This window comes from Streptomyces sp. NPDC005805 (assembly GCF_040630445.1).
Classification (GTDB): Bacteria; Actinomycetota; Actinomycetes; order Streptomycetales; family Streptomycetaceae; genus Streptomyces.
The window spans coordinates 1-20,860 of the sequence record NZ_JBEXXN010000076.1 but is presented as its reverse complement, the minus strand read 5'-3'; the positions used below and the strand labels follow the sequence as shown (position 1 = coordinate 20,860).

The 20,860-nt window shown below is 72.0% G+C and carries 20 protein-coding genes and 1 pseudogene; 10 read left to right on the top strand and 11 right to left on the bottom strand.

Translation table 11 applies throughout. From position 1 onward, the window contains the following. Positions 1–32: 32 nt before the first annotated feature. The 9 genes from ABZ457_RS28430 to ABZ457_RS28390 form a co-directional block, all read right to left on the bottom strand. Complete coding sequence (locus ABZ457_RS28430; protein ID WP_359163154.1) at positions 33–1,142, bottom strand: aliphatic sulfonate ABC transporter substrate-binding protein; 1,110 nt, start codon at positions 1,140–1,142, stop codon at positions 33–35. A gap of 234 nt (positions 1,143–1,376) precedes the next feature. Beyond that, positions 1,377–2,720, bottom strand: coding sequence for a GTP-binding protein (locus ABZ457_RS28425; RefSeq protein ID WP_359163151.1), 1,344 nt, complete (start codon positions 2,718–2,720; stop codon positions 1,377–1,379). Between the two features lie 2 nt (positions 2,721–2,722). Continuing rightward, on the bottom strand, positions 2,723–3,667 hold the full coding sequence (gene cysD, locus ABZ457_RS28420) for a sulfate adenylyltransferase subunit CysD (RefSeq protein WP_359163148.1): 945 nt from the start codon (positions 3,665–3,667) through the stop codon (positions 2,723–2,725). Continuing rightward, entirely contained in the window at positions 3,664–4,260 is a 597-nt protein-coding gene (gene cysC / locus ABZ457_RS28415) for an adenylyl-sulfate kinase (protein WP_359163145.1), read from the bottom strand. The genes cysD and cysC overlap by 4 nt, the downstream gene beginning before the upstream one ends. Before the next feature lie 13 nt (positions 4,261–4,273). Then, positions 4,274–4,984 carry a phosphoadenylyl-sulfate reductase gene (locus ABZ457_RS28410; RefSeq protein ID WP_359163142.1) on the bottom strand — a complete coding sequence of 237 codons (711 nt, stop codon included), beginning with the start codon at positions 4,982–4,984 and terminating at the stop codon, positions 4,274–4,276. After that, a complete protein-coding gene (locus tag ABZ457_RS28405; RefSeq protein WP_359163139.1) occupies positions 4,981–5,160 on the bottom strand; it encodes a hypothetical protein in 180 nt (59 codons plus the stop codon). Before ABZ457_RS28405 ends, ABZ457_RS28410 begins: the two co-directional genes overlap by 4 nt. Further along, on the bottom strand, positions 5,157–6,854 hold the full coding sequence (locus ABZ457_RS28400) for a nitrite/sulfite reductase (RefSeq protein ID WP_359163136.1): 1,698 nt from the start codon (positions 6,852–6,854) through the stop codon (positions 5,157–5,159). Before ABZ457_RS28400 ends, ABZ457_RS28405 begins: the two co-directional genes overlap by 4 nt. 115 nt (positions 6,855–6,969) lie before the next feature. Beyond that, positions 6,970–7,053 (bottom strand): putative leader peptide, encoded by an 84-nt coding sequence (locus ABZ457_RS28395; protein WP_310650533.1) that lies wholly within the window; start codon positions 7,051–7,053, stop codon positions 6,970–6,972. A 165-nt stretch (positions 7,054–7,218) separates the two neighbouring features. Next, entirely contained in the window at positions 7,219–7,785 is a 567-nt protein-coding gene (locus ABZ457_RS28390) for a GNAT family N-acetyltransferase (RefSeq protein WP_359163133.1), read from the bottom strand. Positions 7,786–7,982: 197 nt separating this feature from the next. Between ABZ457_RS28390 and ABZ457_RS28385 the strand changes: the two genes are divergently transcribed. Beyond that, positions 7,983–9,257 (top strand): YihY/virulence factor BrkB family protein, encoded by a 1,275-nt coding sequence (locus ABZ457_RS28385; protein ID WP_359163130.1) that lies wholly within the window; start codon positions 7,983–7,985, stop codon positions 9,255–9,257. A gap of 10 nt (positions 9,258–9,267) precedes the next feature. Beyond that, entirely contained in the window at positions 9,268–10,020 is a 753-nt protein-coding gene (locus ABZ457_RS28380) for a helix-turn-helix domain-containing protein (protein WP_359163127.1), read from the top strand. Here ABZ457_RS28380 and ABZ457_RS28375 read toward each other — a convergent pair. Beyond that, on the bottom strand, positions 9,957–10,400 hold the full coding sequence (locus ABZ457_RS28375) for a VOC family protein (RefSeq protein WP_359163124.1): 444 nt from the start codon (positions 10,398–10,400) through the stop codon (positions 9,957–9,959). The two genes, ABZ457_RS28380 and ABZ457_RS28375, sit on opposite strands and share 64 nt — an antisense overlap. A gap of 220 nt (positions 10,401–10,620) precedes the next feature. Here ABZ457_RS28375 and ABZ457_RS28370 point away from each other — a divergent pair, with 220 nt between their 5' ends. From ABZ457_RS28370 to ABZ457_RS28360, 3 genes are all read left to right on the top strand, one after another. Beyond that, a complete protein-coding gene (locus tag ABZ457_RS28370; protein ID WP_359163121.1) occupies positions 10,621–11,490 on the top strand; it encodes an ABC transporter substrate-binding protein in 870 nt (289 codons plus the stop codon). 133 nt (positions 11,491–11,623) lie between these two features. After that, entirely contained in the window at positions 11,624–12,907 is a 1,284-nt protein-coding gene (locus ABZ457_RS28365) for a VWA domain-containing protein (RefSeq protein WP_359163118.1), read from the top strand. Next, the gene (locus ABZ457_RS28360) at positions 12,907–13,698 is read left to right on the top strand and encodes a hypothetical protein (RefSeq protein ID WP_359163115.1); all 792 of its coding nucleotides are present in this window, start codon (positions 12,907–12,909) and stop codon (positions 13,696–13,698) included. Before ABZ457_RS28365 ends, ABZ457_RS28360 begins: the two co-directional genes overlap by 1 nt. Before the next feature lie 161 nt (positions 13,699–13,859). On the opposite strand, the gene ABZ457_RS28355 is transcribed toward ABZ457_RS28360, so the two are convergent. After that, positions 13,860–14,294: a subtilase-type protease inhibitor gene (locus ABZ457_RS28355; RefSeq protein WP_359163112.1), complete on the bottom strand. Its 435-nt coding sequence runs from the start codon at positions 14,292–14,294 to the stop codon at positions 13,860–13,862. Between the two features lie 357 nt (positions 14,295–14,651). On the opposite strand from ABZ457_RS28355, the gene ABZ457_RS28350 reads away from it, so the two are divergent. The 5 genes and pseudogenes from ABZ457_RS28350 to rsgA all read left to right on the top strand — a co-directional run. Beyond that, positions 14,652–15,692 (top strand): PHP domain-containing protein, encoded by a 1,041-nt coding sequence (locus ABZ457_RS28350; RefSeq protein ID WP_359163109.1) that lies wholly within the window; start codon positions 14,652–14,654, stop codon positions 15,690–15,692. 334 nt (positions 15,693–16,026) lie between these two features. Beyond that, positions 16,027–16,335: pseudogene (locus ABZ457_RS28345) on the top strand (GTPase RsgA); the annotation flags it as partial. Positions 16,336–16,794: 459 nt separating this feature from the next. Then, complete coding sequence (locus ABZ457_RS28340) at positions 16,795–17,685, top strand: hypothetical protein (protein WP_359163106.1); 891 nt, start codon at positions 16,795–16,797, stop codon at positions 17,683–17,685. Between the two features lie 275 nt (positions 17,686–17,960). Further along, positions 17,961–19,433: an ATP-binding protein gene (locus tag ABZ457_RS28335; RefSeq protein WP_359163103.1), complete on the top strand. Its 1,473-nt coding sequence runs from the start codon at positions 17,961–17,963 to the stop codon at positions 19,431–19,433. Between the two features lie 295 nt (positions 19,434–19,728). Then, a partial coding sequence (gene rsgA / locus ABZ457_RS28330; protein WP_359163100.1) for a ribosome small subunit-dependent GTPase A occupies positions 19,729–20,860 on the top strand: 1,132 nt, incomplete at its 3' end.

The window sequence follows — 20,860 nt, the reverse complement described above, 5'->3', positions numbered from 1 at the left end:
GATCGTCACCTCCTGGGGGTCGCTGGTGGTGGTTACTTCACGCCGAGGCCGGCGTCGGAGACCTCGGGCCTGCCCTCGGCCTTGAGGATCTTGTTGAGGATGCTCAGGTCGTAGATGCCGTCGAGGTTCGCCTTCGGGAGCAGCTTCGACTTGACCGCCCACTCGGACTGGGTCTTCAGGGTCTCGGCCAGCGGGTCGTCGGTGATCTGGATCGACGGCCACGCCGGGTCGAGGACCTCCGCGGGCAGCGGCTTGCCGGACAGCTTCTCCAGCGCCTTGTTCGCGGACGCCTTGGCCTCGTCCGGGTTGGCGTTGATCCACGCGTTGGTCTTCACCGTGCCGCGCAGTACCGCCTCGACCGCGTCCGGGTGCTCCTTGAGGAACTTCTGGGACACGATGATGTTGGTGATGACGAACTTCTTGTCGGGCCAGATCGTCGTCTCGTCGAGGAGGACCTTGCCGCCCAGGGTGACCAGCTTGGACGCGGTGGGCTCGGGGACCCAGGCGCCGTCGATGGAGCCGGACGTGAAGGCGTCGGGGGTGACCTTGTTGTCGGAGCGGACCACGGACACATCGCCCTTGCCGGACTCGGTGTCGACCTTCCAGCCCTTCTCGTTGATCCAGTTGATCAGCGCGACGTCCTGGGTGTTGCCCTTCTGGGGCGTGGCGATCTTCTTGCCCTTGAGGTCGTCCAGCGTCTTGATCTTCTTCGGGTCGACGACGAGCTTGACACCGCCGGAGGCCGAACCGCCGATGATGCGCAGGTTCTGGCCGTTCGACTTGGTGAAGCCGTTGATGGACGGCGAGGGGCCGATGAAGCCGATGTCGATGCTGCCCGCGTTGAGGGCCTCGATCTCGGAGGGGCCGGCGTTGAAGGTGCTGGTCTTCAGCGCGGTGCCGCCCAGCTCCTTCTGGATGTGGCCGTCCTGGACGCCGATCAGGGCGGTGGCGTGGGTGAGGTTCGGGAAGTAGCCGAGCTTCACCTCGTCCACGGAGAGCTTCTTGCCGTTGGCGGCGGGAGCGACCTTGTCGTCCTTCTCGGCCTCGGCACCGTAACCGCAGGCGGTGAGCACCACGGCGAAGAGGGGCAGAACGGCCGCCGCGGAGAGGCGGCGACGCAGCGTGGTGCGAGTGGCTGGCACGGGAGGTGTTCCTCTCGTCGGCCCGGTCCCTACGTCGTGTCGGACGCGGCCGGGTCGGGTTCGTCAGGGATGGGTCTTCGGTGGTGCGAGGCGTGGGGGGAGCGGTCGCGGAGGCACGGAGCCGCCGCCGGAGCGGTCAGCGCGCACATCGCGCCACCCCTCCCGTGCCCGCGCCGAGGGCGCCGCTGCCGACGCGGCCGCCCTCCTTGGCGAACGTGGCCCAGATGTCGGTCATCAGAAGTCCCAGCCTTCGTCGTCGGGTTGGGGGTTCGGGGCGGTCGGGGCGGCGAACGCGTCGCCGGCCATCCCGGCCGCGAGGGTGGTGCCGTCCGCGGGGTCGATCAGCAGGAAGGAGCCGGTGCGGCGGGAGTGCGCGTAGGAGTCCATGGCCAGCGGCTCGGCGGTGCGCACCCGCACCCGGCCGATGTCGTTGGCGACCAGTTCCCCGGGCTCGGGGTGCTGGGAGAGGTCGTCCAGGGTCAGGCGGGAGGGGATCTCCTTGACGATCGCCTTCACCGTGCGGGTGGTGTGCTTCAGCAGCACCCGCTGCCCCACCGTCAGCGGCTGGTCCGCGACATGGCAGACCGTCGCCTCCACGTCCTGGCTGGTGGCCGGGGCGTCGCCGCTGGGCACGATGATGTCGCCGCGGGAGATGTCGATGTCGTCCGCGAGGAGCAGGGTCGCCGACTGCGGCGTCCACGCCGCCTCCACCGGCACACCCAGCAGATCGATCCCCGCGATCACCGACTGCCGCCCGGAGGGCAGCACGGTCACCCGCTCACCCACCCGGAAGGTCCCCGCCGCGATCTGCCCCGCGTAGCCCCGGTAGTCCGGGTGCTCCGCCGTCTGCGGCCGGATCACGTACTGCACCGGGAAACGGGCGTGGCAGCTCGCCAGGTCGTGGCTGACCGGGACGGTCTCCAGGTGCTCCAGCACCGTCGGCCCGCCGTACCAGTCCATCCGCGCCGAGGGCTCCACCACATTGTCCCCGGCCAGGGCCGAGATCGGGATGGCGGTCACCTCGGGGACGCCCAGCTCGGTCGCGTACGCCGTGAACTCCTCGGCGATGGCCGCGAACACGTTCTCCGCGTACTCCACCAGGTCCATCTTGTTCACCGCGAGGACCACGTGCGGCACCCGCAGCAGGGCCGCGATCGCCGCGTGCCGGCGGGTCTGCTCGACCACCCCGTTGCGGGCGTCGACCAGGACGACCGTCAGCTCGGCGGTCGACGCGCCCGTCACCATGTTCCGGGTGTACTGCACATGCCCGGGGGTGTCCGCGAGGATGAACCGCCGTCGCGCGGTGGCGAAGTACCGGTACGCCACGTCGATGGTGATGCCCTGCTCCCGCTCGGCCCGCAGGCCGTCGGTCAGCAGCGCCAGGTCCGGCGCCTCCTGGCCCCGGCTGCGCGAGGCGTGCTCCACGGCCTCCAGCTGGTCCGCCAGGACCGACTTGGAGTCGTGCAGCAGCCGCCCCACCAGGGTCGACTTCCCGTCGTCCACGGAACCCGCGGTCGCGAAGCGCAGCAGCGTCGTCTGCTCCGACAGCCCGGCGAGCTGCTCGGTGGTGCTCGTCATCTCTAGAAGTACCCTTCGCGCTTGCGGTCTTCCATCGCCGCCTCGGACAGCTTGTCGTCCGCGCGGGTCGCCCCCCGCTCGGTCAGCCGGGACGCCGCGATCTCCGCGATCACCGCCTCCAGGGTGGTGGCGTCCGAGTCCACCGCCCCGGTGCAGGACATGTCCCCGACCGTGCGGTAGCGCACCAGGCGCTTCTCCGGCGTCTCCGACTCCTTCGGGCCGCCCCACTCGCCCGCCGTCAGCCACATCCCGGAGCGTCGGAACACCTCCCGCTCATGGGCGAAGTAGATCTCCGGCAGCTCGATCCGCTCCCGCTGGATGTACTGCCACACATCCAGCTCGGTCCAGTTCGACAGCGGGAAGACCCGCACATGCTCCCCGGGCGCGTGCCGGCCGTTGTAGAGCTGCCACAGCTCCGGGCGCTGCCGGCGCGGATCCCACTGGGAGAACTCGTCCCGCAGCGAGAACACCCGCTCCTTGGCCCGGGCCTTCTCCTCGTCCCGCCGCCCACCGCCGAACACCGCGTCGAAACGGTGCTCCCGGATGGCCTCCGTCAGCGGCACCGTCTGCAGCGGGTTACGGGTGCCGTCGGGGCGCTCCCGCAGCTTGCCCGCGTCGATGTACTCCTGCACCGAGGCCACGCGCAGCCGCAGCCCGTGCCGCTCGACCGTCCGGTCCCGGTACGCGATGACCTCGGGGAAGTTGTGCCCGGTGTCCACGTGCAGCAGGGAGAACGGCACCGCCGCCGGCGCGAACGCCTTCAGCGCCAGGTGCAGCATCACGATCGAGTCCTTGCCGCCGGAGAACAGGATCACCGGCCGCTCGAACTCACCCGCCACCTCGCGGAAGATGTGCACCGCCTCCGACTCCAGCGCGTCCAGGTGCGACAGCGCGTACGAACCGTCCGCACTCTGTCGCGTCGACGCGACGGTGGTGGTCGTGGTCACAGCAAACCCCTCTCGGCCAGCAGCACACGGACCGCCTCGGCGGACTCGGCCACGGTCTGGTTCTGGGACTCGATCCGCAGATCCGGCGCCTCGGGCGCCTCGTACGGGTCGTCCACTCCGGTCAGGCCGCTGATCTCACCGGCCGCCTGCTTGGCGTACAGGCCCTTCACATCGCGCTCCGAGCACACCTCGACCGGCGTCGCGACATGCACCTCCACATAGGCGGTGCCCTCCCGCTGGTGCCGCTTGCGCACCGCCTCCCGGCTGTCCGCGTACGGCGCGATCACCGGGGCCAGCACCAGCACCCCGTGCGAGGCGAGGAGTTCGGCGACGAAACCGATCCGCTGCACATTGGTGTGCCGGTCCTCCCGGCCGAACCCGAGACCCGCGGAGAGGAACTCGCGGATCTCGTCGCCGTCGAGCAGCTCGACCCGGCGTCCCTCGGCCTCCAGCCGCGCGGCCAGCTCGCGGGCGATCGTGGTCTTGCCGGCACTCGGCAGACCCGTGAGCCAGATCGTGGCTCCGGTCACGTCGTTCTCCAAGTCGGTGGTCGCCGGCGCCGTATGCGCGGGCGGCGAGGGGGTGGTGGTCATCGGTGAGGGCCCGTCAGCCGTGCAGGCCGCACTCGGTCTTGCCGCGCCCGGCCCAGCGCCCGGCCCGGACGTCCTCGCCCGCCAGGACCCGGCGGGTGCAGGGCGCGCAGCCGACGGAGGCGTAGCCGTCCATGAGGAGCGGGTTGGTCAGCACGCCGTGCTCGGCGACGTACGCGTCCACGTCGTCCTGCGTCCAGCGGGCGATGGGGGAGACCTTCACCTTGCGGCGCTTCTCGTCCCAGCCCACCACCGGGGTGTTCGCCCGGGTCGGGGACTCGTCGCGGCGCAGACCGGTCGCCCAGGCGTCGTACTCCGTCAGGCCGTCCCGCAGCGGGGCGACCTTCCGCAGCGAGCAGCACAGGTCGGGGTCCCGGTCGTGCAGCTTCGGGCCGTACTCGGCGTCCTGCTCGGCCACGGTCCGGCGGGGGGTGAGGGTGATGACGTTGACGTCCATCACCGCCTCCACCGCGTCCCGGGTGCCGATGGTCTCCTCGAAGTGGTAGCCGGTGTCCAGGAAGACCACGTCCACGCCCGGGAAGACGCGGGAGGCCAGATGGGCGACGACGGCGTCCTCCATGGAGGAGGTGACGCAGAAGCGGCTGCCGAAGGTGTCCGCCGCCCACCGGAGGATGTCCAGGGCCGGGGCGTCCTCCAGCTCGCGGCCCGCGCGCTCGGCCAGCGACTTCAGGTCCCGGTCCTGCCGGACGGTCTGAGCAGTCGTCATATCTCGTCCCTCCCGCTGCTGTCGGACCGGACCCCCCGGGCGAGGAGCCCGAGGAACTTCACCTGGAAGGCCCGGTTGCACGCCGCGCACTCCCACGCGCCGTGGCCGCTCTCGTTGGGGCGCAGATCCTCGTCGCCGCAGTACGGGCAGTAGAAGGGGGCGGCTCGCTCGCTCATGACAGGGCGTCCTCCCCGGCGCGCGCGGCCCAGACCGCGAAGCGCTCGCCGTCCTCGCGCTCCGCCTGGTAGCGGCGCAGCACCCGCTCGACGTAGTCGGGCAGTTCCTCGGAGGTCACCTTCAGCCCGCGCACCTTGCGGCCGAAGCCGGCCTCCAGACCGAGCGCGCCGCCGAGGTGGACCTGGTAGCCCTCGACCTGGTTGCCGTCCTCGTCGAGGACGAGCTGCCCCTTGAGACCGATGTCCGCGACCTGGATACGGGCGCAGGCGTTGGGGCAGCCGTTGATGTTGATGGTCAGCGGCTCCTCGAACTCGGGGAGCCGGCGCTCCAGTTCGTCGATGAGGGAGGCGCCGCGCGCCTTGGTCTCGACGATGGCCAGCTTGCAGAACTCGATGCCGGTGCAGGCCATGGTGCCGCGCCGGAACGGGGAGGGGGTGACCCGCAGGTCCAGCGCCTCCAGCCCGGAGACCAGGGAGTCGACCTGGTCCTCGGTCACGTCGAGCACGATCATCTTCTGCTCGGCGGTGGTGCGCAGCCGCCCGGAGCCGTGCTCCTCGGCCAGCGAGGCGATCTTGGTGAGGGTGGTGCCGTCGACCCGCCCGACGCGCGGCGCGAAGCCGACGTAGAAGCGGCCGTCCTTCTGCCGGTGGACGCCGACGTGGTCGCGCCACTGGGCGATCGGCTGCTCGGGAGCGGGGCCGTCGACCAGCTTGCGCTTGAGGTACTCGTCCTCCAGCACCTGGCGGAACTTCTCCGCGCCCCAGTCGGCCACCAGGAACTTCAGGCGGGCGCGGTTGCGCAGCCGGCGGTAGCCGTAGTCGCGGAAGATGGAGATGACGCCCTCGTAGGCGTCGGGCACCTCGTCCAGCGGGACCCAGGCGCCGAGGCGCACGCCCAGCTTGGGGTTGGTGGAGAGGCCGCCGCCGACCCAGAGGTCGAAGCCCGGTCCGTGCTCGGGGTGCTCCACGCCGACGAAGGCGATGTCGTTGATCTCGTGCGCGACGTCCAGGAGCGGGGAGCCGGAGATCGCCGACTTGAACTTCCGGGGCAGGTTGGAGAAGTCCTTGTTGCCCACGATGCGCCGGTAGATCTCGTCGATGGCCGGGGTGCCGTCGATGATCTCGTCCTCGGCGATGCCCGCCACGGGGGAGCCCAGGATGACGCGCGGGGTGTCGCCGCACGCCTCCGTCGTGGACAGCCCGACGCCCTCCAGGCGCCGCCAGATCTCGGGCATGTCCTCGATGCGGATCCAGTGGTACTGCACGTTCTGCCGGTCCGTGAGGTCGGCGGTGCCGCGCGCGAACTCCTCGGAGATGCCGCCGATGACGCGCAGCTGCTCGGTGGTGAGCCGGCCGCCGTCGATACGGACGCGCAGCATGAAGTACTTGTCGTCCAGCTCCTCCGGCTCCAGGATCGCCGTCTTGCCGCCGTCGATCCCGGGCTTGCGCTGGGTGTAGAGGCCCCACCAGCGCATCCGTCCGCGCAGGTCCGCGCCGTCGATCGAGTCGAAACCGCGCTTCGCGTAGATCGTCTCAATGCGTGTCCGCACATTGAGACCGTCGTCGTCCTTCTTGGTCTGCTCGTTGGCGTTGAGCGGAGTCAGGTGGCCCCGTGCCCACTGGCCCTCGCCGCGGTGGCGTCCGGCCTTGCGACGGGGCGTGGCGGAGACGGGCTCCTTGGGGGTGGCGGCCATGGTGATACGTCCTTCGAGACTGCAGGAGGGCGGCTCTGAGCTGCACACTCGCGGCGAGGGCGCGGCGGTGCGCAGGGCGGGGCGAAGACAGAGGGGGTGCGGCGGTGCTGAACTCTCAGCAGGCCGGACAGATGGCGCTGGACATGCGGCCGAGGTCGACGTGCCGCCGACTCACCAAGGCAATTCCAGTGCTGGACATGACGGAAGCGTGTCACGGGACTTTGGACCCAGTCCACCGTCATCCATTATGTGGACAGCAATGTCTCGCAGAGTGGGACACTGTGTCGTGGGTCACCGCAGTGCGGACGCCCGCGGTCGTACGGGTCCGCGGTCGCCGGGGCGCCCCGGCGACCGCGGAGGCGGGTCAGCCGAGGGCGCCGGGCCAGGGGCCGGGGGTCGCGACCTCGTCCTCCTCCTCGACCTTGGTGGCGAAGAGCCGGAAGCCGCGCCGCAGATAGTTGTCCATCGCGTGCGGGCCGTCCTTGGAGCAGGTGTGCAGCCACACCCGGGAGGTCGCGGGCAGGCCCGGCCACCGCTCGGCCAGGTCCCAGGCCCGGGCCACGCCGTAGGAGAGGAGGTGCCCGCCGATCCGCCGGCCCCGGAACGCCGGGATCAGCCCGAAGTACACGATCTCCACATCGCCGCCGTCCTGCGCGGCCAGCTCCACATAGCCGGCCGGCGTCCCCCGGTCGTACGCCACCCAGGTCTCGACGCCCGGCCGGTCCAGCCACTTCTCCCACTCCGCGTACGTCATCCCCAGCCGGTCGGTCCAGCGGATGTCGCCGCCCACGGAGGCGTAGAGGAAGCGGCTGAACTCCGGCGAGGGGACCTCGGCGCGCACGACACGGACGTCCCCCTCGGGCGCGGACGCGGGCCTCAGATCGGAGGGGGACGTCTGCTCCAGGGACCAGGTGGTGACGGCGATGCTCATGGCGGTCAGACAATCACGCCGCCGCGATCCGGCCAAACCCCGGCCCCGCCGCCCGGGACCCCGCCCCGGGCGGCAGATCCGCCGCCCGCTCCGGCGCCACGACCTCCGCCTCCGCCCCCTCGGCGAACCCGAAGCGGAGCGCGGCGGACGGTGTTCCGCCGGTCACCCGGGGCCCGCCGTACGGATACGGTAAGGAGGTGCAGGCAGCAAACGAAACACCCGAGCGGCCCCCGGGCCGGCTCCACCGGGCCCGAGTCCTCTACCGCAACGTCTCCAAGCGGAAGATGACATGGCTGCTGCTGAAGGACACCGTCAACTCGTGCATCGAGTACCGCATCCTCGGCCTCGCAGCGGAGGCGGCCTTCTTCACCCTGCTCTCCGTGCCGCCGCTGATGCTGGGCCTGCTGGGCCTCCTCGGCTACATCGACGACTGGACGAACACCACCACCGTCGCCTCCATCGAGGAGAACATCCTCTCCGCCGTCGGCACAGTGTTGTCCGACCGGGGCGTCAACGACATCGCCAAACCCCTGCTGGAGGACGTCACCCAGGGCGGCCGGCCCGACGTCATCTCCATCGGCTTCGCCATCGCCCTGTGGTCCGGGTCCCTCGCGGTGAACGTCTTCATCGAAACCATCACCGTGATGTACGGGCTGGACGGCCACCGGGGCATCGTCGCCACCCGGCTGCTCGCCTTCCTCCTCTACCTCATCGCCCTGCTGATCGGCGCGGTGGTCCTGCCGCTCGCCGTGGTCGGTCCGGACCGGGTGGTGGAGCTGATCCCCTGGGGCACCGAGGTGGTCCGGGCGCTGTACTGGCCGGTCGTCATCCTGCTGTCGATCGCCTTCCTGACCACGCTGTACCACGTGTCCGTGCCGGTGCGTTCGCCCTGGGTCGAGGACATCCCCGGCGCGCTGGTCGCCCTGGCCATGTGGGTGCTGGGCAGCTTCCTGCTGCGGATCTACCTGACCAGCACGGTGGAGGGACCGACGATCTACGGCTCCCTCGCCGCGCCCATCGCCTTCCTCCTCTGGATAGGGATCTCCGCGTTCGCCGTGCTGGTGGGCGCGGCCGTGAACGCCGCCATCGACCGGGTCTGGCCCTCGGTCGCCACGGCCGCGGCCCGCGCGGCGAACGAGCGCGCCCGCGCCGCCGACGCCGCCGAACTGCTGGCCCGCGCCCGGGCCTCCCAGCTGTACGGCGACGGGGACGGGGAGGACGACGAGGACGACGAGGACGACGGCGGGGACATGCCGTCCGAGTTCCCCGAGCGCTGGTCGAAGTTCCTTCCGCCGGACGATGTGAAGGCCCGCCTGCACACGGGCCGGGACAACGGCAGGGAGAACGGGCGCGAGAACGGGCGCGAGAACGGCCGTGAGCCCGGGCGGGAAGGCGGCCGCGAGAACGGGCGCGAGCCCGGTCCGGGCTCCGGCCCGGGCGGCGGCCCGGACGGCGCGGAGAACGGCCGGTAGCCTCGACGGCGTGTACCGCGAGCGGCCGTCCCGCCTCACCGGAGCCGTCCTGTGGACCCTCACCCCGGGGGACCGCGACGGGCCCGCCGCCCCTGCCGCCCCGCGCCCCGTCCTCCCCGACGGCTGTATGGACCTCCTCTGGAGCGAGGACGGCCTCCTGGTGGCCGGCCCCGACACCCGCGCCCACCCCACCACCGACGCCCCCGCACCCGTCGGCGCGGGCCTGCGCTTCGCCCCCGGGACCGCGCCCGCCCTCCTCGGCGTCCCCGCGCGCGAACTGCGCGACCTGCGGGTGCCGCTCGCCGATCTCTGGGGCGCCGCCGAGACGCGCAGGTTCGCCGCCCGGGTGGACCCGGCCGACCCGGCCGCGGGCCTGGAGGCCGTGGCACTGCGCCGGGCGGCGGACACCCCGCCCCCGGACGCCTGGCTCACGCCCCTGGTCCGGCACCTGGCGGCGGGCGGGAGCGTCGCCGCGGCCGCCGAGCACGCGGGCCTCGGCGCCCGGCAGCTCCACCGCCGTTCCCAGGACCTCTTCGGCTACGGACCCAAGACCCTGGCCCGCATCCTGCGCCTCCGGCGCGCCCTGGCCCTGATCCACGGCGAAACCCCATACGCCGAGGCGGCCCTCACGGCCGGCTGCGCCGACCAGGCGCATCTCGCCCGGGAGATGCGCGCCCTCTCCGGTATGACCCTCGGCGCCTACACCGCCGCGTCGGCGAAGAGGGAGACGCCCATGCCGTCCGGGTCGAGCACCACCGCGTAGCGCTGCCCCCACTCGGCGTCCCACGGCTCCATGTGCCCCGAGTACCCGGCCGCGAGCAGTTCCACGTAGCGGGCGTCCACGGCCGCCGGGTCCGCGCAGCGGAAGGCGAGGCCCAGGCGCTCGCCGCCGGACGGCCGGGCCCAGGACGGGTCGAAGGAGCGGATCGCCTCCTCGGTGTCCCACAGCACCCGGACCCCGCCCGGCAGAACGGCCTCCGCGTGCGGGGCGGAGTCCGCCCCGGCGGGCACCTCCAGACCCAGGCGGCGGTAGAAGGCGAGCGAGGCGGCCATGTCGGAGACGACCAGGCCGATCGCGTCGAGACGCGGGGGCGTGGCCCCCGGGGTGGTGTGCGATTGCTCGGTGTGCGGTTGATCGGTCATGCGGCCACCGTAGGGCGCGCGCACGGCCCGGGTCTTGAAGGAATCGGACACCGGCGCCCGCCCGCGCCCCCGTCGGAACCGGACACCTCGCCGGGCGAACTCGTGGCCGGATCACGGCGGTTGCACGCGTACGCCGGGCGGCCCCGGGGCAGGGACACCGCGACGCGTGCGACGGCGGCGCCGGGGTCGACGCCGGCCGAGGGACCCGAGCGGAGGCGGCATGGAGCAGAGAAACGGATGGCGGTTCGCGGACGACAGGGGCCGGACGGCGGCCACGCCCGGCACCCCGGCACGGCTGGTCGCCTATCTCCAGGCAGGTGCCGCCCTCTTCGACCACGGGCTGCGCCCCGTCGCCGTGTTCGGCTCGGCGCACGACGGCCCGGAGACCGACCCGGCCAAGGCGGGCGCGCTGCCCCCGGAGGTGCCCTACCTCGGCCCGGGCCCGGAGGTCGGCGTCGACACGGTCCTCGCCCACCGCCCGGACCTGGTGGTCGCCGTCGGCTACGGCACGGACCGGGTCTACGGGCTGGACCCGGACACCGCCAAGCATCTGGAGGAGCACGTCCCCCTGGTCCTTCTGGACGTCGGCCAGGGGCGCTCGCTCGACGAGGTCCGTGACCGGTTCACCGCTCTCGCGGTCTCCCTCGGCGCGGCCTCCCGGTCGCCGTCCGCGGTCGAGGCGGCTCGCGAGCGGCTGCGCGCGGCGGCCGAACGGGCCCCGGGCGCACGCGTCCTGGCCCTCTCGCCCGCCGGGCCGGACAGCGTGCACCTGGCCCGCCCGGGAGCCTGGCCGGACCTGCGGGCGCTCGCCGACTGCGGGGTGCGGATGGCGGCCCCGGCGCCCGGCGCAGGCGTCAACTGGTCCACCACGGACTGGACCTCGGCCGCCCTGCTGGAACCCGATGTGGTCCTCGCCGACGTCCGGGTCAACGCCGAACCCCTGGCGCGCCTCGCCGCCAATCCGGCCTGGCGGGCCGTCACCGACGGCAGGACGGTCGTCCCCTGGAACCCCGAACTCCCGTGCAGCGCCCCCGCCCACGCCGCGTTCTTCGACCGGGTCGCCGAGGCCCTGGCGGCGCGCCGGACCTGAGGGAGCACCGGGCCTGAGGGGCCCTGCCGGACCTGAGGGAGCACCGGGCCTGGGGGCCCTGCCGGGCGGGCCCGGACGCCCGCCCGGCGGACCGTTTTGGATCACGGCGCCCGCGCTCACTACGATCCGGCGGATGATCATAAGAAAACGGCTCGCGACCGGGGTCTGCGCCCTGCTCGCGGCCCTGGCCGCCGGGCTGCTGCCCGCGTCACCGGCCGCCGCCGACGAACCGGCGGCGGCGAAGGAAGCCCCCAAGGTCGAACTCGTCCTCGACGTCAGCGGTTCCATGAGGGCCCGCGACATCGACGGCCAGAGCCGGATGGCCGCCGCCAAGCAGGCGTTCAACGAGGTCCTGGACGCCGTCCCGGACGAGGTGCGGCTCGGCATACGCACCCTCGGCGCGGACTACCCCGGCGACGACCGCGAGCGCGGCTGCAAGGACACCCGGCAGCTCTACCCCGTCGGACCGCTCGACCGCACCGAGGCCAAGGCCGCCGTCGCGACCCTCGCGCCCACCGGCTGGACGCCGATCGGGCCCGCCCTGCTCGGCGCCGCCAAGGACCTGGAGGGCGGCGACGCCACCCGCCGGATCGTCCTGATCACCGACGGCGAGGACACCTGCGCGCCCCTCGACCCGTGCGAGGTGGCCCGCGAGATCGCGGCCAAGGGCATCCACCTCGTCATCGACACCCTCGGCCTGGTCCCCGACGCCAAGACCCGCGCCCAGCTCCGCTGCATCGCCGAGGCGACCGGCGGCACCTACACCTCCGTCCAGCACACCCAGGAACTCTCCGGCCGGGTCAGCCAGTTGGTGGAACGCGCGGCCGACCCCGTGGTGGTGCCCGTCGCCACCGAGGGCGCCGAGCGGTGCGACGGCGCGCCCGTGCTCACCCCCGGCCTCTACACCGACCGCGAGAAGTTCGGCGAGCACCGCTGGTACCGGGTCGACGTGCTGCCCGGCCAGGAACTGCGCGCCTCCGTCAGCATCGGCGCCGACCGCCGGGTGGGCCGCGACTACGGCGTCCTGCTGCGGGCCGTGACCGTGCACGGCCGCGAGATCGTACGCGGCTCCGAGGCCGGGGACGGCCGCACCGACCTGATCTCCACCGGGCTGCGCTACCCCAAGCCGCCCTCCGATGAGGCGGACGACACCGATACGAAGCCGGCCGCGGAGACGGTCTGCCTCCAGGTCAGCAACTCCTTCTCGCCCGCCGCCGGGGTCAAGACCGAGCCCGGTATGCCCGTCGAGCTGACCGTCGATGTGACGGACGCGCCCGACGCCGCCTCCGACGTGGCCTCCTTCGGCCTCGGCCGCGGCTGGTGGCTGCTCGGCCTGCTGGTCGTCGCGGGCTTCCTGACCGGTCTGGTGTGGGGCTGGGTCTCCCGCTGGCGCGTCTCCGTCTGGAGGACCAACTGATGCGTGGCACAAGGATGCTGACGGCCGGCCTGCTGGCCGCCGCCGCCCTGCTCGGCCCGGTCGTCCCGGCCGCCGCTGACACCCCGTCCCCGTCCCCGAGCGCCTCGGCCGCGGACGCCGGGCCGACGGAGGCGGGCACCACCTTCCGCACCGCCACGCCCGTGCAGCAGGGGCAGAGGGCGACGGCGGACGCGTCCAGCGGCGACTACCTCTACTGGGTGTTCTCCGCCGAGGCGGGGGACCGCCCGACCGTGCGGGCCACGGTCACCCTCCCCGAGTCCACCGCCCGCCACGGCGCGTCCACCTGGCGGATCGATGTCTACGACGGGCTCCGCCGCCGCCAGGCGTGCATGTACGGGATGCAGAGCCGCACCGCCGAACGGGACGCGGCCACAGCCGAGTTGTCCTGCACCCTGCGCCCGGTGCGCTCCCTCGCCGACCCGTGGGCGAACGACCCCCTGCCGGGCAGCTACTACGTCCGGCTGACCGTCACCGCCCTGCCCGAGCAGGACCAGGGCCTGCCGGTGCGCGCCGAGATGGAGGCCGTGCCCCACGAGGCCGGCGGGGCGTACGCGGTCGACGGCGCGCTCGCCGAACCGCTGGTGCCCGGTGTCTCGGCGGAGGTGCGGAGCAACGAGGAGAAGGCCGGGCTCGACCTCTCCTCCGGCTGGTGGTCCGACCGCTGGCTGTGGACCGGCGCGGGCGCGGTCCTCGCCGCCCTCGCGGGGATCGGCGGCTACGCCCTGACCCGCGGCCCGGGCCGCCCGGCGCGAGTGCCGCCGGGCGCCTGACCGGGTCCGTCCCTCCGGGCCCACGCGACGCGGAAGCGGCCACGGCACCGATGCCGTGGCCGCTTCCGCGTGTGGCGCGCGTGGTCCGTGTGGCGCGCGTGGTCCGTGTGGCGCGCGTGGCGCGCGTGGTCCGCGTGCGGCCCGTGGGGGCCGCGCTCGGCTCAGAAGCCGAAGAGCACGCCCTTCGCGGTCCCCTTCATACAGGGGTTGCCGAAGGTGTGGCGGTACGCGACGCGCTTGCCCTCCCAGACGCCGTCCGCCGTGACGGTCACCGGGTCCCACTGCCGGGTGCAGGCGATGTCCGGGTCGGGCGTCACCGTCGCCTCGAACCGCCCGGCCTGGGCGCGGAGTTCGGCGCAGGCAGCGCGGGGCGCGGGGTGCGAGCCGCGGGCGGCCGGGGCGCAGTCCAGGGTGACGGCGCGCAGTACCGTGCCGTCGAGGGTCTCGTCGCCGGTGGTGACCGTGAGGACGAGGGCCGAGGGCGCGTAGAGGCTCTCCGCGCCGGCCGGGGCGGCGCCGGCGCTCCCGGCGCCCGGGGCGAGCGCGAGGCCGAGGGTGAGGCCGGCGAGCGCGAGTCCTCTGGCGATGTACCGCATAACGAACACTCCGTTGGGTTCGGGGGTGGGAATCCGGACCGGAGTCTTGCCGATTCTCCGGGCGAACGCCCGCCGCTGGGGCGGTATCCGGTCACCGGTTGTGACGCGCCGGACCCAGGCGGTGACCGGCTCCGGTGTACTGACCAGCCGTTCAGTAGTGCGAATGTTTGGCCAAAGAAAGACGTTAGAGGTTATTCAGTGCGCAAACATAAGGTGAATGGACCCTTGAATCGTTGATTGAAAGGCGGAGTGTCGGCTCGGGGGCACACCGGTGACCGCACGCCCCACCAGTGGTCGTCACCGGCCCGCCGGGGTTCACTGGCAACGAGAGGCCCCGGGGCCGGGAGGAGCCTGCCGATGGAACCCGTCGAAGCGCTGGACCGCGTGGCGTTCCTGCTGGAACGCTCCCGCGCCGAGACCTACCGGGTGCGGGCCTTCCGCACCGCCGCCGCGGCACTCGCCGCCCTCGACCCCGACGACCTCGCCCGCCGGACCGGCAGCGGCGACCTGGAGAGGATCAAGGGCGTCGGACCCAAGACCGCCAAGGTCGCCCGCGAGGCCCTGGCCGGCGAGATCCCCGGCTACCTGCGGAAACTGGAGGACGAGGCCGAGGCCGCCGGCCCGCTCGCCGAGGGCGGCGGGGAACTGCGCGCCGCCCTGCGCGGCGACTGCCATCTGCACTCCGACTGGTCCGACGGCGGCAGCCCCATCGAGGAGATGGGCCGCACCGCCCGCGCCCTCGGCCACGACTGGGCCGTCCTCACCGACCACTCGCCCAGCCTCAAGGTCGCCCGCGGCCTCAGCGCCGGCCGGCTGCGCGAACAGCTCGCCCTGATCGAGGAACTCAACGCCACCTGGAAGCCGTTCCGGCTGCTCACCGGCATCGAGTGCGACATCCTCCCGGACGGCACCCTGGACCAGGAACCCGAACTCCTGGAACGGCTCGACCTGGTGGTCGCCTCCGTCCACTCCAAGCTGCGCATGGACGCCCCCGCGATGACCCGCCGGATGGTCCGGGCCGTCGAGAACCCGCTCACCGACGTCCTCGGCCACTGCACCGGCCGCCTGGTCACCGGAGAGCGCGGCACCCGCCCCGAGTCGAGCTTCGACGCGGACCGGGTCTTCGCCGCCTGCGCCGAGCACGGCACCGCCGTCGAGATCAACTCCCGCCCCGAGCGCCGGGATCCGCCCCTGCGGCTGCTGCGCAAGGCCGTCGACGCGGGCGTCCTCTTCGCGATCGACACCGACGCCCACGCGCCCGGACAGCTCGACTGGCAACTCATCGGCTGCGACCGCGCCGAACGCTGCGGGGTGCCCGCGGACCGGGTCGTCAACACCTGGACGGCCGCGCAGCTCACCCGCTGGACCGGCACCGGGCGCACCCCGTCCGCCTCCTGAGCCCGCCCGCCGACCCCGCCGCGCCCGCCCGGCGGTCCCGCGCGGGCGGTCCCCAAAGGCCCCGGAAGAAGCCGGTGGCCCGCACCGGCCGCGCCCCTCTACGCTGACCCGTCGAAGGGACGGCCGCCACGCGGCCCCCGAGCCGAACCCGCACGCGACGCCGCACCGGCGCACGCGCAGACGCGAACAGGAGGTGTGACCGATGGCTGTCATGTCGACGGGCACTGCCCGCATCCGACGCATCCGCTCCACCTCCTCCGTTGCCTCCGGCTGACCACACACCACTCGCGCGCCGTCACGGCGCCCGCCGGGGCCACCCTGCGAAGGGCTCCCCTTGAACCTCTCCGTACCGTCCGCATCCTCCGACGCGTCCGCACACCCCCTCGCCGCCCTCGGCTGGGACGACGCCTGGGCCGACGCGTTCGCCCCGTATGCCGGGCGCGGTCTGCTGCCCGGCCGGGTCGTCCGCGTCGACCGGGGGCGCTGCGACGTGATCACCCCCGTCGGCACCGTGCAAGCCGACACCGAGTTCGTCACCCCGCACGACCCGCTGCGGGTCGTCTGCACCGGTGACTGGGTCGCCGTCGGCCCGGACCTCGGCCGCATCGAGCGCTTCCTCGCCCTCGCCTGGGAGAGCGGCGCGACTACGCAGCGGTGAAGCACGTTTGGGAAGCCGTTGCCGAGTGCACTCACCCGGGAGTCGCACCACCGTGCGACGTTATGTGATTCAGCCATTACGGGACGTACAACTGGACATTCCTCAGGCACTTGCCGTGCGGTCTGCGCGCTCGCCTCATCCTGGAACGTTCGTCACCAGCCGAGGGGAGAACGGTGAACGTTTCACGACGCCATGCGAAGGATCCCGAGGTCATCGCGTCAACGACAGGTCTCGTGAGCTTTCTGCGTGAAGTCGTGCAGAACAGCGCACAGCAAGTGCGTGACGACCGGGATCGGTCACGTGAGCACATGTGGCTGGCACAACTACCAGAAGGCGTCCGCAGACCGACTGCACGGCCTGACGGGCTGCTGATCACCTTTGATCACCTTGGACCATGTGCCACAGGCCGCCCCGCCACCCCTGCCCGAGCTCCTGGAAGGGTGGGTGCAGTCGGAGAGGATCGAGGACGCGGACGCTGGGGATCCACCGCTGGCCGAGGAAGGTCCCGGGCAGGAACAGGAGCGCGACGCGGACGGTCGTACATGGTGGGAGCAGCGCACGGTCCGACGTGAGGACGCGGCCGAAGTGCTTCGTGCGTACGGCCCGTGGCTGGCGCGTTGGCGTCGCTGGGCGGAGCGGGAGCGAGCAGACCGTTCGTTGCGTGACCAGTGCGAGTTCCTCTACCGTTGGCATCAGCAGCTGGCCCAGCAAGACGATCAGAGGGAACTGGTCCTGGCTGTCGGTCTGCTGACGTGGATGGACCCGAACGGTGAGGCCGTCCACAGGCACCTGGTGACCCATCGTGTCGAGATTTCCGTGGAGCGTCGCACTGCACGACTGACGGTGCGTCTGGCTTCGGAGAGCTCTCTTCGAGTGGAGGACCGGGACTTCCTGGACAGCGATGACGGTTGGGAGCCCGAGCGGTCGACCGCCGTTGCGGAAGATCTCGCGGCGCGCTCACCCCACCCGCTGAGCGAGGTTGTGCTGGAGCAGCTGGCGCAGTGGCAGGAACGAGCGCTGTCACGGCCAGTGGTCTTCAGCGCGGAGTGGAAGCCACCACGAGAAGCTGAACCGAACGCACGTCTCATCTATGCCCCCGCGCTGATCATGCGGCCCCGGGACCGCAACGCGCTGCTTCGCTGCTACGAGCAGATTGCTGCGAGCATTGCCTTCGAGCGCTTCTGCCACGAGCTCCGTCGATACCGGAACTATGTCCATCCGCGTCGCGAGATCCAGGAGGCCCACACCCCCGATCGCGACACCTTGAATGTGTCATGGCAGGTCGTCAGCGCTGTTCTCAACGACCTGGCGACGACCCAGCCGGGCAGTGGCTGACGAACGTCGTCGCCTTCGTCCTTGTGCCCCGATCCACGGATCGGGGCACAAGGGGTGAGCATGTCACTCGATGACCAGCTGATCCCGAAGTGGCGGAAGACCTCGCCGATCGTGAAGCGGGCACGGCTCGCTCCCCGTCGACAGGGACGGTCCACTCGCGTCACTCCTTGGCAACCTCACCGTCCGGCGACCCCGCTCCCTGTCGCCAGGGTCTCGGTCCTCCGATATAGAGGTACAGTTTATAGATATGTGATTCTGTATTTTGGAGGAGGGGTATGGACAAGCCCGTCGAGATGTTCGATCGCGACTACGAATGGTCGGCTCTGACACGGTTCATCGAGGATGAACAGCCCGGCGCGACGCTCGGCGTAGTCTCCGGGCGGCGCCGACAGGGCAAGACCTTCCTGCTCGACGCGGCCTGCCGTGCCGCGGGCGGGTTCTACTTCGGAGCGACAGAGGCCGCCGACGCGGAGTCCCTGCGGCGCATCAGCGCCGCGCTCACCGCACATGCGCGACCTGCCAGTCCGTACCACTTCTCCGACTGGGCCGAGGCCGTCGACGCGCTCCTCGCGCTGGGTACGGAGCGGCCCGTGCCTGTCGTGATCGACGAGTTCCCGTACCTGGCCAAGGCGAATCCGGAGCTCCCCTCGATCATCCAAGAAGCACTGCGGACGCTGCGCGACCAGCGCAGCGGCTCCCGCACCCGGCTACTGCTGTGTGGCTCGGCGCTGTCGTTCATGGGCAGGCTCCTTTCCGGCAACGCCCCCCTGCGGGGCCGGGCAGGTCTGGAGCTGGTCGTCCGCCCTCTGGACCACCGTCTGGCCGCCGAATTCTGGAACATCACCGACCCGCGCCTGGCCCTGCAGGTCAATGCGATCGTGGGCGGTACACCTGCGTATCGACGAGAGTTCGCGCGCGGCGACACCCCGAACGGAGCCGACGACTTCGACGACTGGGTCGTCCGCACCGTCCTCAACCCGGAGACCCCACTGTTCCGCGAGGCCCGCTATTTGCTCGCGGAAGAGCCCGACCTGCGAGACACCGCCCTGTACCTGTCTGTGCTGGCCGCAGTCGCCGACGGCAACGCAACCCGCGGGGGCATGGCGGGGTACCTGGAACGCAAGGCCACCGACATCGCGCACCCCATCAACGTCCTCGAAGACGCCGGCCTGCTGCACCGCGATGCCGACGCCTTCCGCGACAACCGCCCCACCTACCGCATCGCCGAACCGTTGATCGGCTTTTATCACGCCATCATGCGGCCGGTCTGGGACCAGCTGGAACGCCCCGGCAGCGCAGCCCGGGTCTGGCAGGCCAGCCGCCGCCGCTTCACCAGCAACGTCCTCGGCCCTCATTTCGAACAGGTCTGCCGCGACTGGGCGCTGCACCACGCCGACCCAGAACTGGTCGGCGGTCTGCCCGCCCGGGTCGGACACGGCGTGGTGCACGATCCCAAGGCCCGCGTCGGACACGAAGTGGATGTGGCGGTCATCGGCATCGCCGACGGCTCCCGGCCACCGCTCCTGGCCATCGGCGAGGCCAAATGGAACGACACCATGGGCATCGCCCACATCGAGCGTCTCCAACACATCCGCGAGCTCATCACCCAGGCGGGACGCTACGACACCACCAGCACTCGACTCATGTGTCTCAGCGGCGCAGGCTTCAACGACAAGGCGTACGCGGCCGCACACGCCGACCCTGATATCCAACTGGTCGACCTGGAAACGCTCTACGGCATGGGGTGACCCGCGCCCGTGCGGGCGGTGCCGGGGCCATGCCGCGATCGTCGCCGAATGGGTTGCCGTAATTCGATGGCGTCACTGGCCCGGGTACCTCTAGGGTCGGCTCTGTTGGAGCGGCAACCCGGGGTTGCCGGTGACTTGGCTCCGTCTGGGAGGTGTGACCGATGGCTGTCGTTGAGATGGGCTCTGCCCGCATCCGGAAGTTCATTCACTCCACCTCCGTGGCCTCCGGCTGACCTCTCTGCTTCTCCCGCGCTCGTGAGTGCGGTGCCGGGGCCACCCTTGTGAAGGGTCACCCTTGTCTTCCTCCTCTCTCCTGGGTTCGTCCTCGTCTGCCTCGCATCCGCTCGCGCCGTACGGCTGGGACGACGTCTGGGCCGACGCGTTCGCCCCGTATGCCGGGCGCGGTCTGCTGCCCGGCCGGGTCGTCCGCGTCGACCGGGGGCGCTGCGACGTGATCACCCCCGTCGGCACCGTGCACGCCGACACCGAGTTCGTCACCCCGCACGACCCGCTGCGGGTCGTCTGCACCGGTGACTGGGTCGCCGTCGACCCGGGCGGCGACCCGCAGTACGCGCGCGCCGTGCTGCCCCGCCGGACCGCGTTCGTGCGGTCCACCTCCTCCCAGCGGTCCGAGGGGCAGATCCTCGCGGCCAACGTGGACCACGCCGTGGTCTGCGTCTCGCTCGCCGTCGAGCCGGACCTCGGCCGCATCGAGCGCTTCCTCGCCCTCGCCTGGGAGAGCGGCGCCAACCCGCTGGTCGTCCTCACCAAGGCCGACCTGGTGCCCGACCCCACCGGCCTGTCCTACCTCGTCCAGGACGTGGAGACGGTCGCCCCCGGTGTCCCGGTGCTGCCCGTCAGCGCCACCACGGGCGAGGGGATGGAGGTGCTCACCGCGATCCTGGCCGGCGGCACCGGCGTCCTGCTCGGCGTCTCCGGCGCGGGCAAGTCCACCCTCGCCAACCGCCTGCTCGGCGAGGAGGTGATGGACGTCGGCGCGACCCGGGAGACCGACGGCAAGGGCCGGCACACCACCACCACCCGCAACCTCCTGGTCATGCCGGGCGGGGGAGTCCTCATCGACACCCCCGGCGTCCGCGGCGTCGGCCTGTGGGACGCGGGCAACGGCGTCGGCCAGGTCTTCGCCGAGATCGAGGACCTGGCCGCCGACTGCCGCTTCCACGACTGCGCCCACGAGGCCGAGCCGGGCTGCGCGGTCCTCGCCGCCGTCGAGGACGGCAGCCTCCACGAACGCCGCCTGGACAGCTACCGCAAGCTCCTCCGCGAGAACCGCCGCATCGTCGCCAAGACCGACGCCCGGCTGCGGGCGGACTCACCTACTCCGGGCACCCGCTGGCCTGCGCGGCGGCCGTCGCCACCATCCGGGTCATGGCCGAGGAGAAGGTGGTCGAGAACGCGGCCCACCT

Excerpts from the sequence above, each read along its gene's own strand:
- ABZ457_RS28425 (WP_359163151.1), bottom strand. The coding sequence starts at position 2,720 with ATGACGAGCACCACCGAGCAGCTCGCCGGGCTGTCGGAGCAGACGACG.
- cysC (WP_359163145.1), bottom strand. The coding sequence starts at position 4,260 with ATGACCACCACCCCCTCGCCGCCCGCGCATACGGCGCCGGCGACCACC.
- ABZ457_RS28410 (WP_359163142.1), bottom strand. The coding sequence starts at position 4,984 with ATGACGACTGCTCAGACCGTCCGGCAGGACCGGGACCTGAAGTCGCTG.
- ABZ457_RS28405 (WP_359163139.1), bottom strand. The coding sequence starts at position 5,160 with ATGAGCGAGCGAGCCGCCCCCTTCTACTGCCCGTACTGCGGCGACGAG.
- ABZ457_RS28400 (WP_359163136.1), bottom strand. The coding sequence starts at position 6,854 with ATGGCCGCCACCCCCAAGGAGCCCGTCTCCGCCACGCCCCGTCGCAAG.
- ABZ457_RS28395 (WP_310650533.1), bottom strand. The coding sequence starts at position 7,053 with ATGTCCAGCACTGGAATTGCCTTGGTGAGTCGGCGGCACGTCGACCTC.
- ABZ457_RS28390 (WP_359163133.1), bottom strand. The coding sequence starts at position 7,785 with ATGAGCATCGCCGTCACCACCTGGTCCCTGGAGCAGACGTCCCCCTCC.
- ABZ457_RS28375 (WP_359163124.1), bottom strand. The coding sequence starts at position 10,400 with ATGACCGATCAACCGCACACCGAGCAATCGCACACCACCCCGGGGGCC.
- ABZ457_RS28370 (WP_359163121.1), top strand. The coding sequence starts at position 10,621 with ATGGAGCAGAGAAACGGATGGCGGTTCGCGGACGACAGGGGCCGGACG.
- ABZ457_RS28365 (WP_359163118.1), top strand. The coding sequence starts at position 11,624 with ATGATCATAAGAAAACGGCTCGCGACCGGGGTCTGCGCCCTGCTCGCG.
- ABZ457_RS28360 (WP_359163115.1), top strand. The coding sequence starts at position 12,907 with ATGCGTGGCACAAGGATGCTGACGGCCGGCCTGCTGGCCGCCGCCGCC.
- ABZ457_RS28355 (WP_359163112.1), bottom strand. The coding sequence starts at position 14,294 with ATGCGGTACATCGCCAGAGGACTCGCGCTCGCCGGCCTCACCCTCGGC.
- ABZ457_RS28350 (WP_359163109.1), top strand. The coding sequence starts at position 14,652 with ATGGAACCCGTCGAAGCGCTGGACCGCGTGGCGTTCCTGCTGGAACGC.
- ABZ457_RS28335 (WP_359163103.1), top strand. The coding sequence starts at position 17,961 with ATGGACAAGCCCGTCGAGATGTTCGATCGCGACTACGAATGGTCGGCT.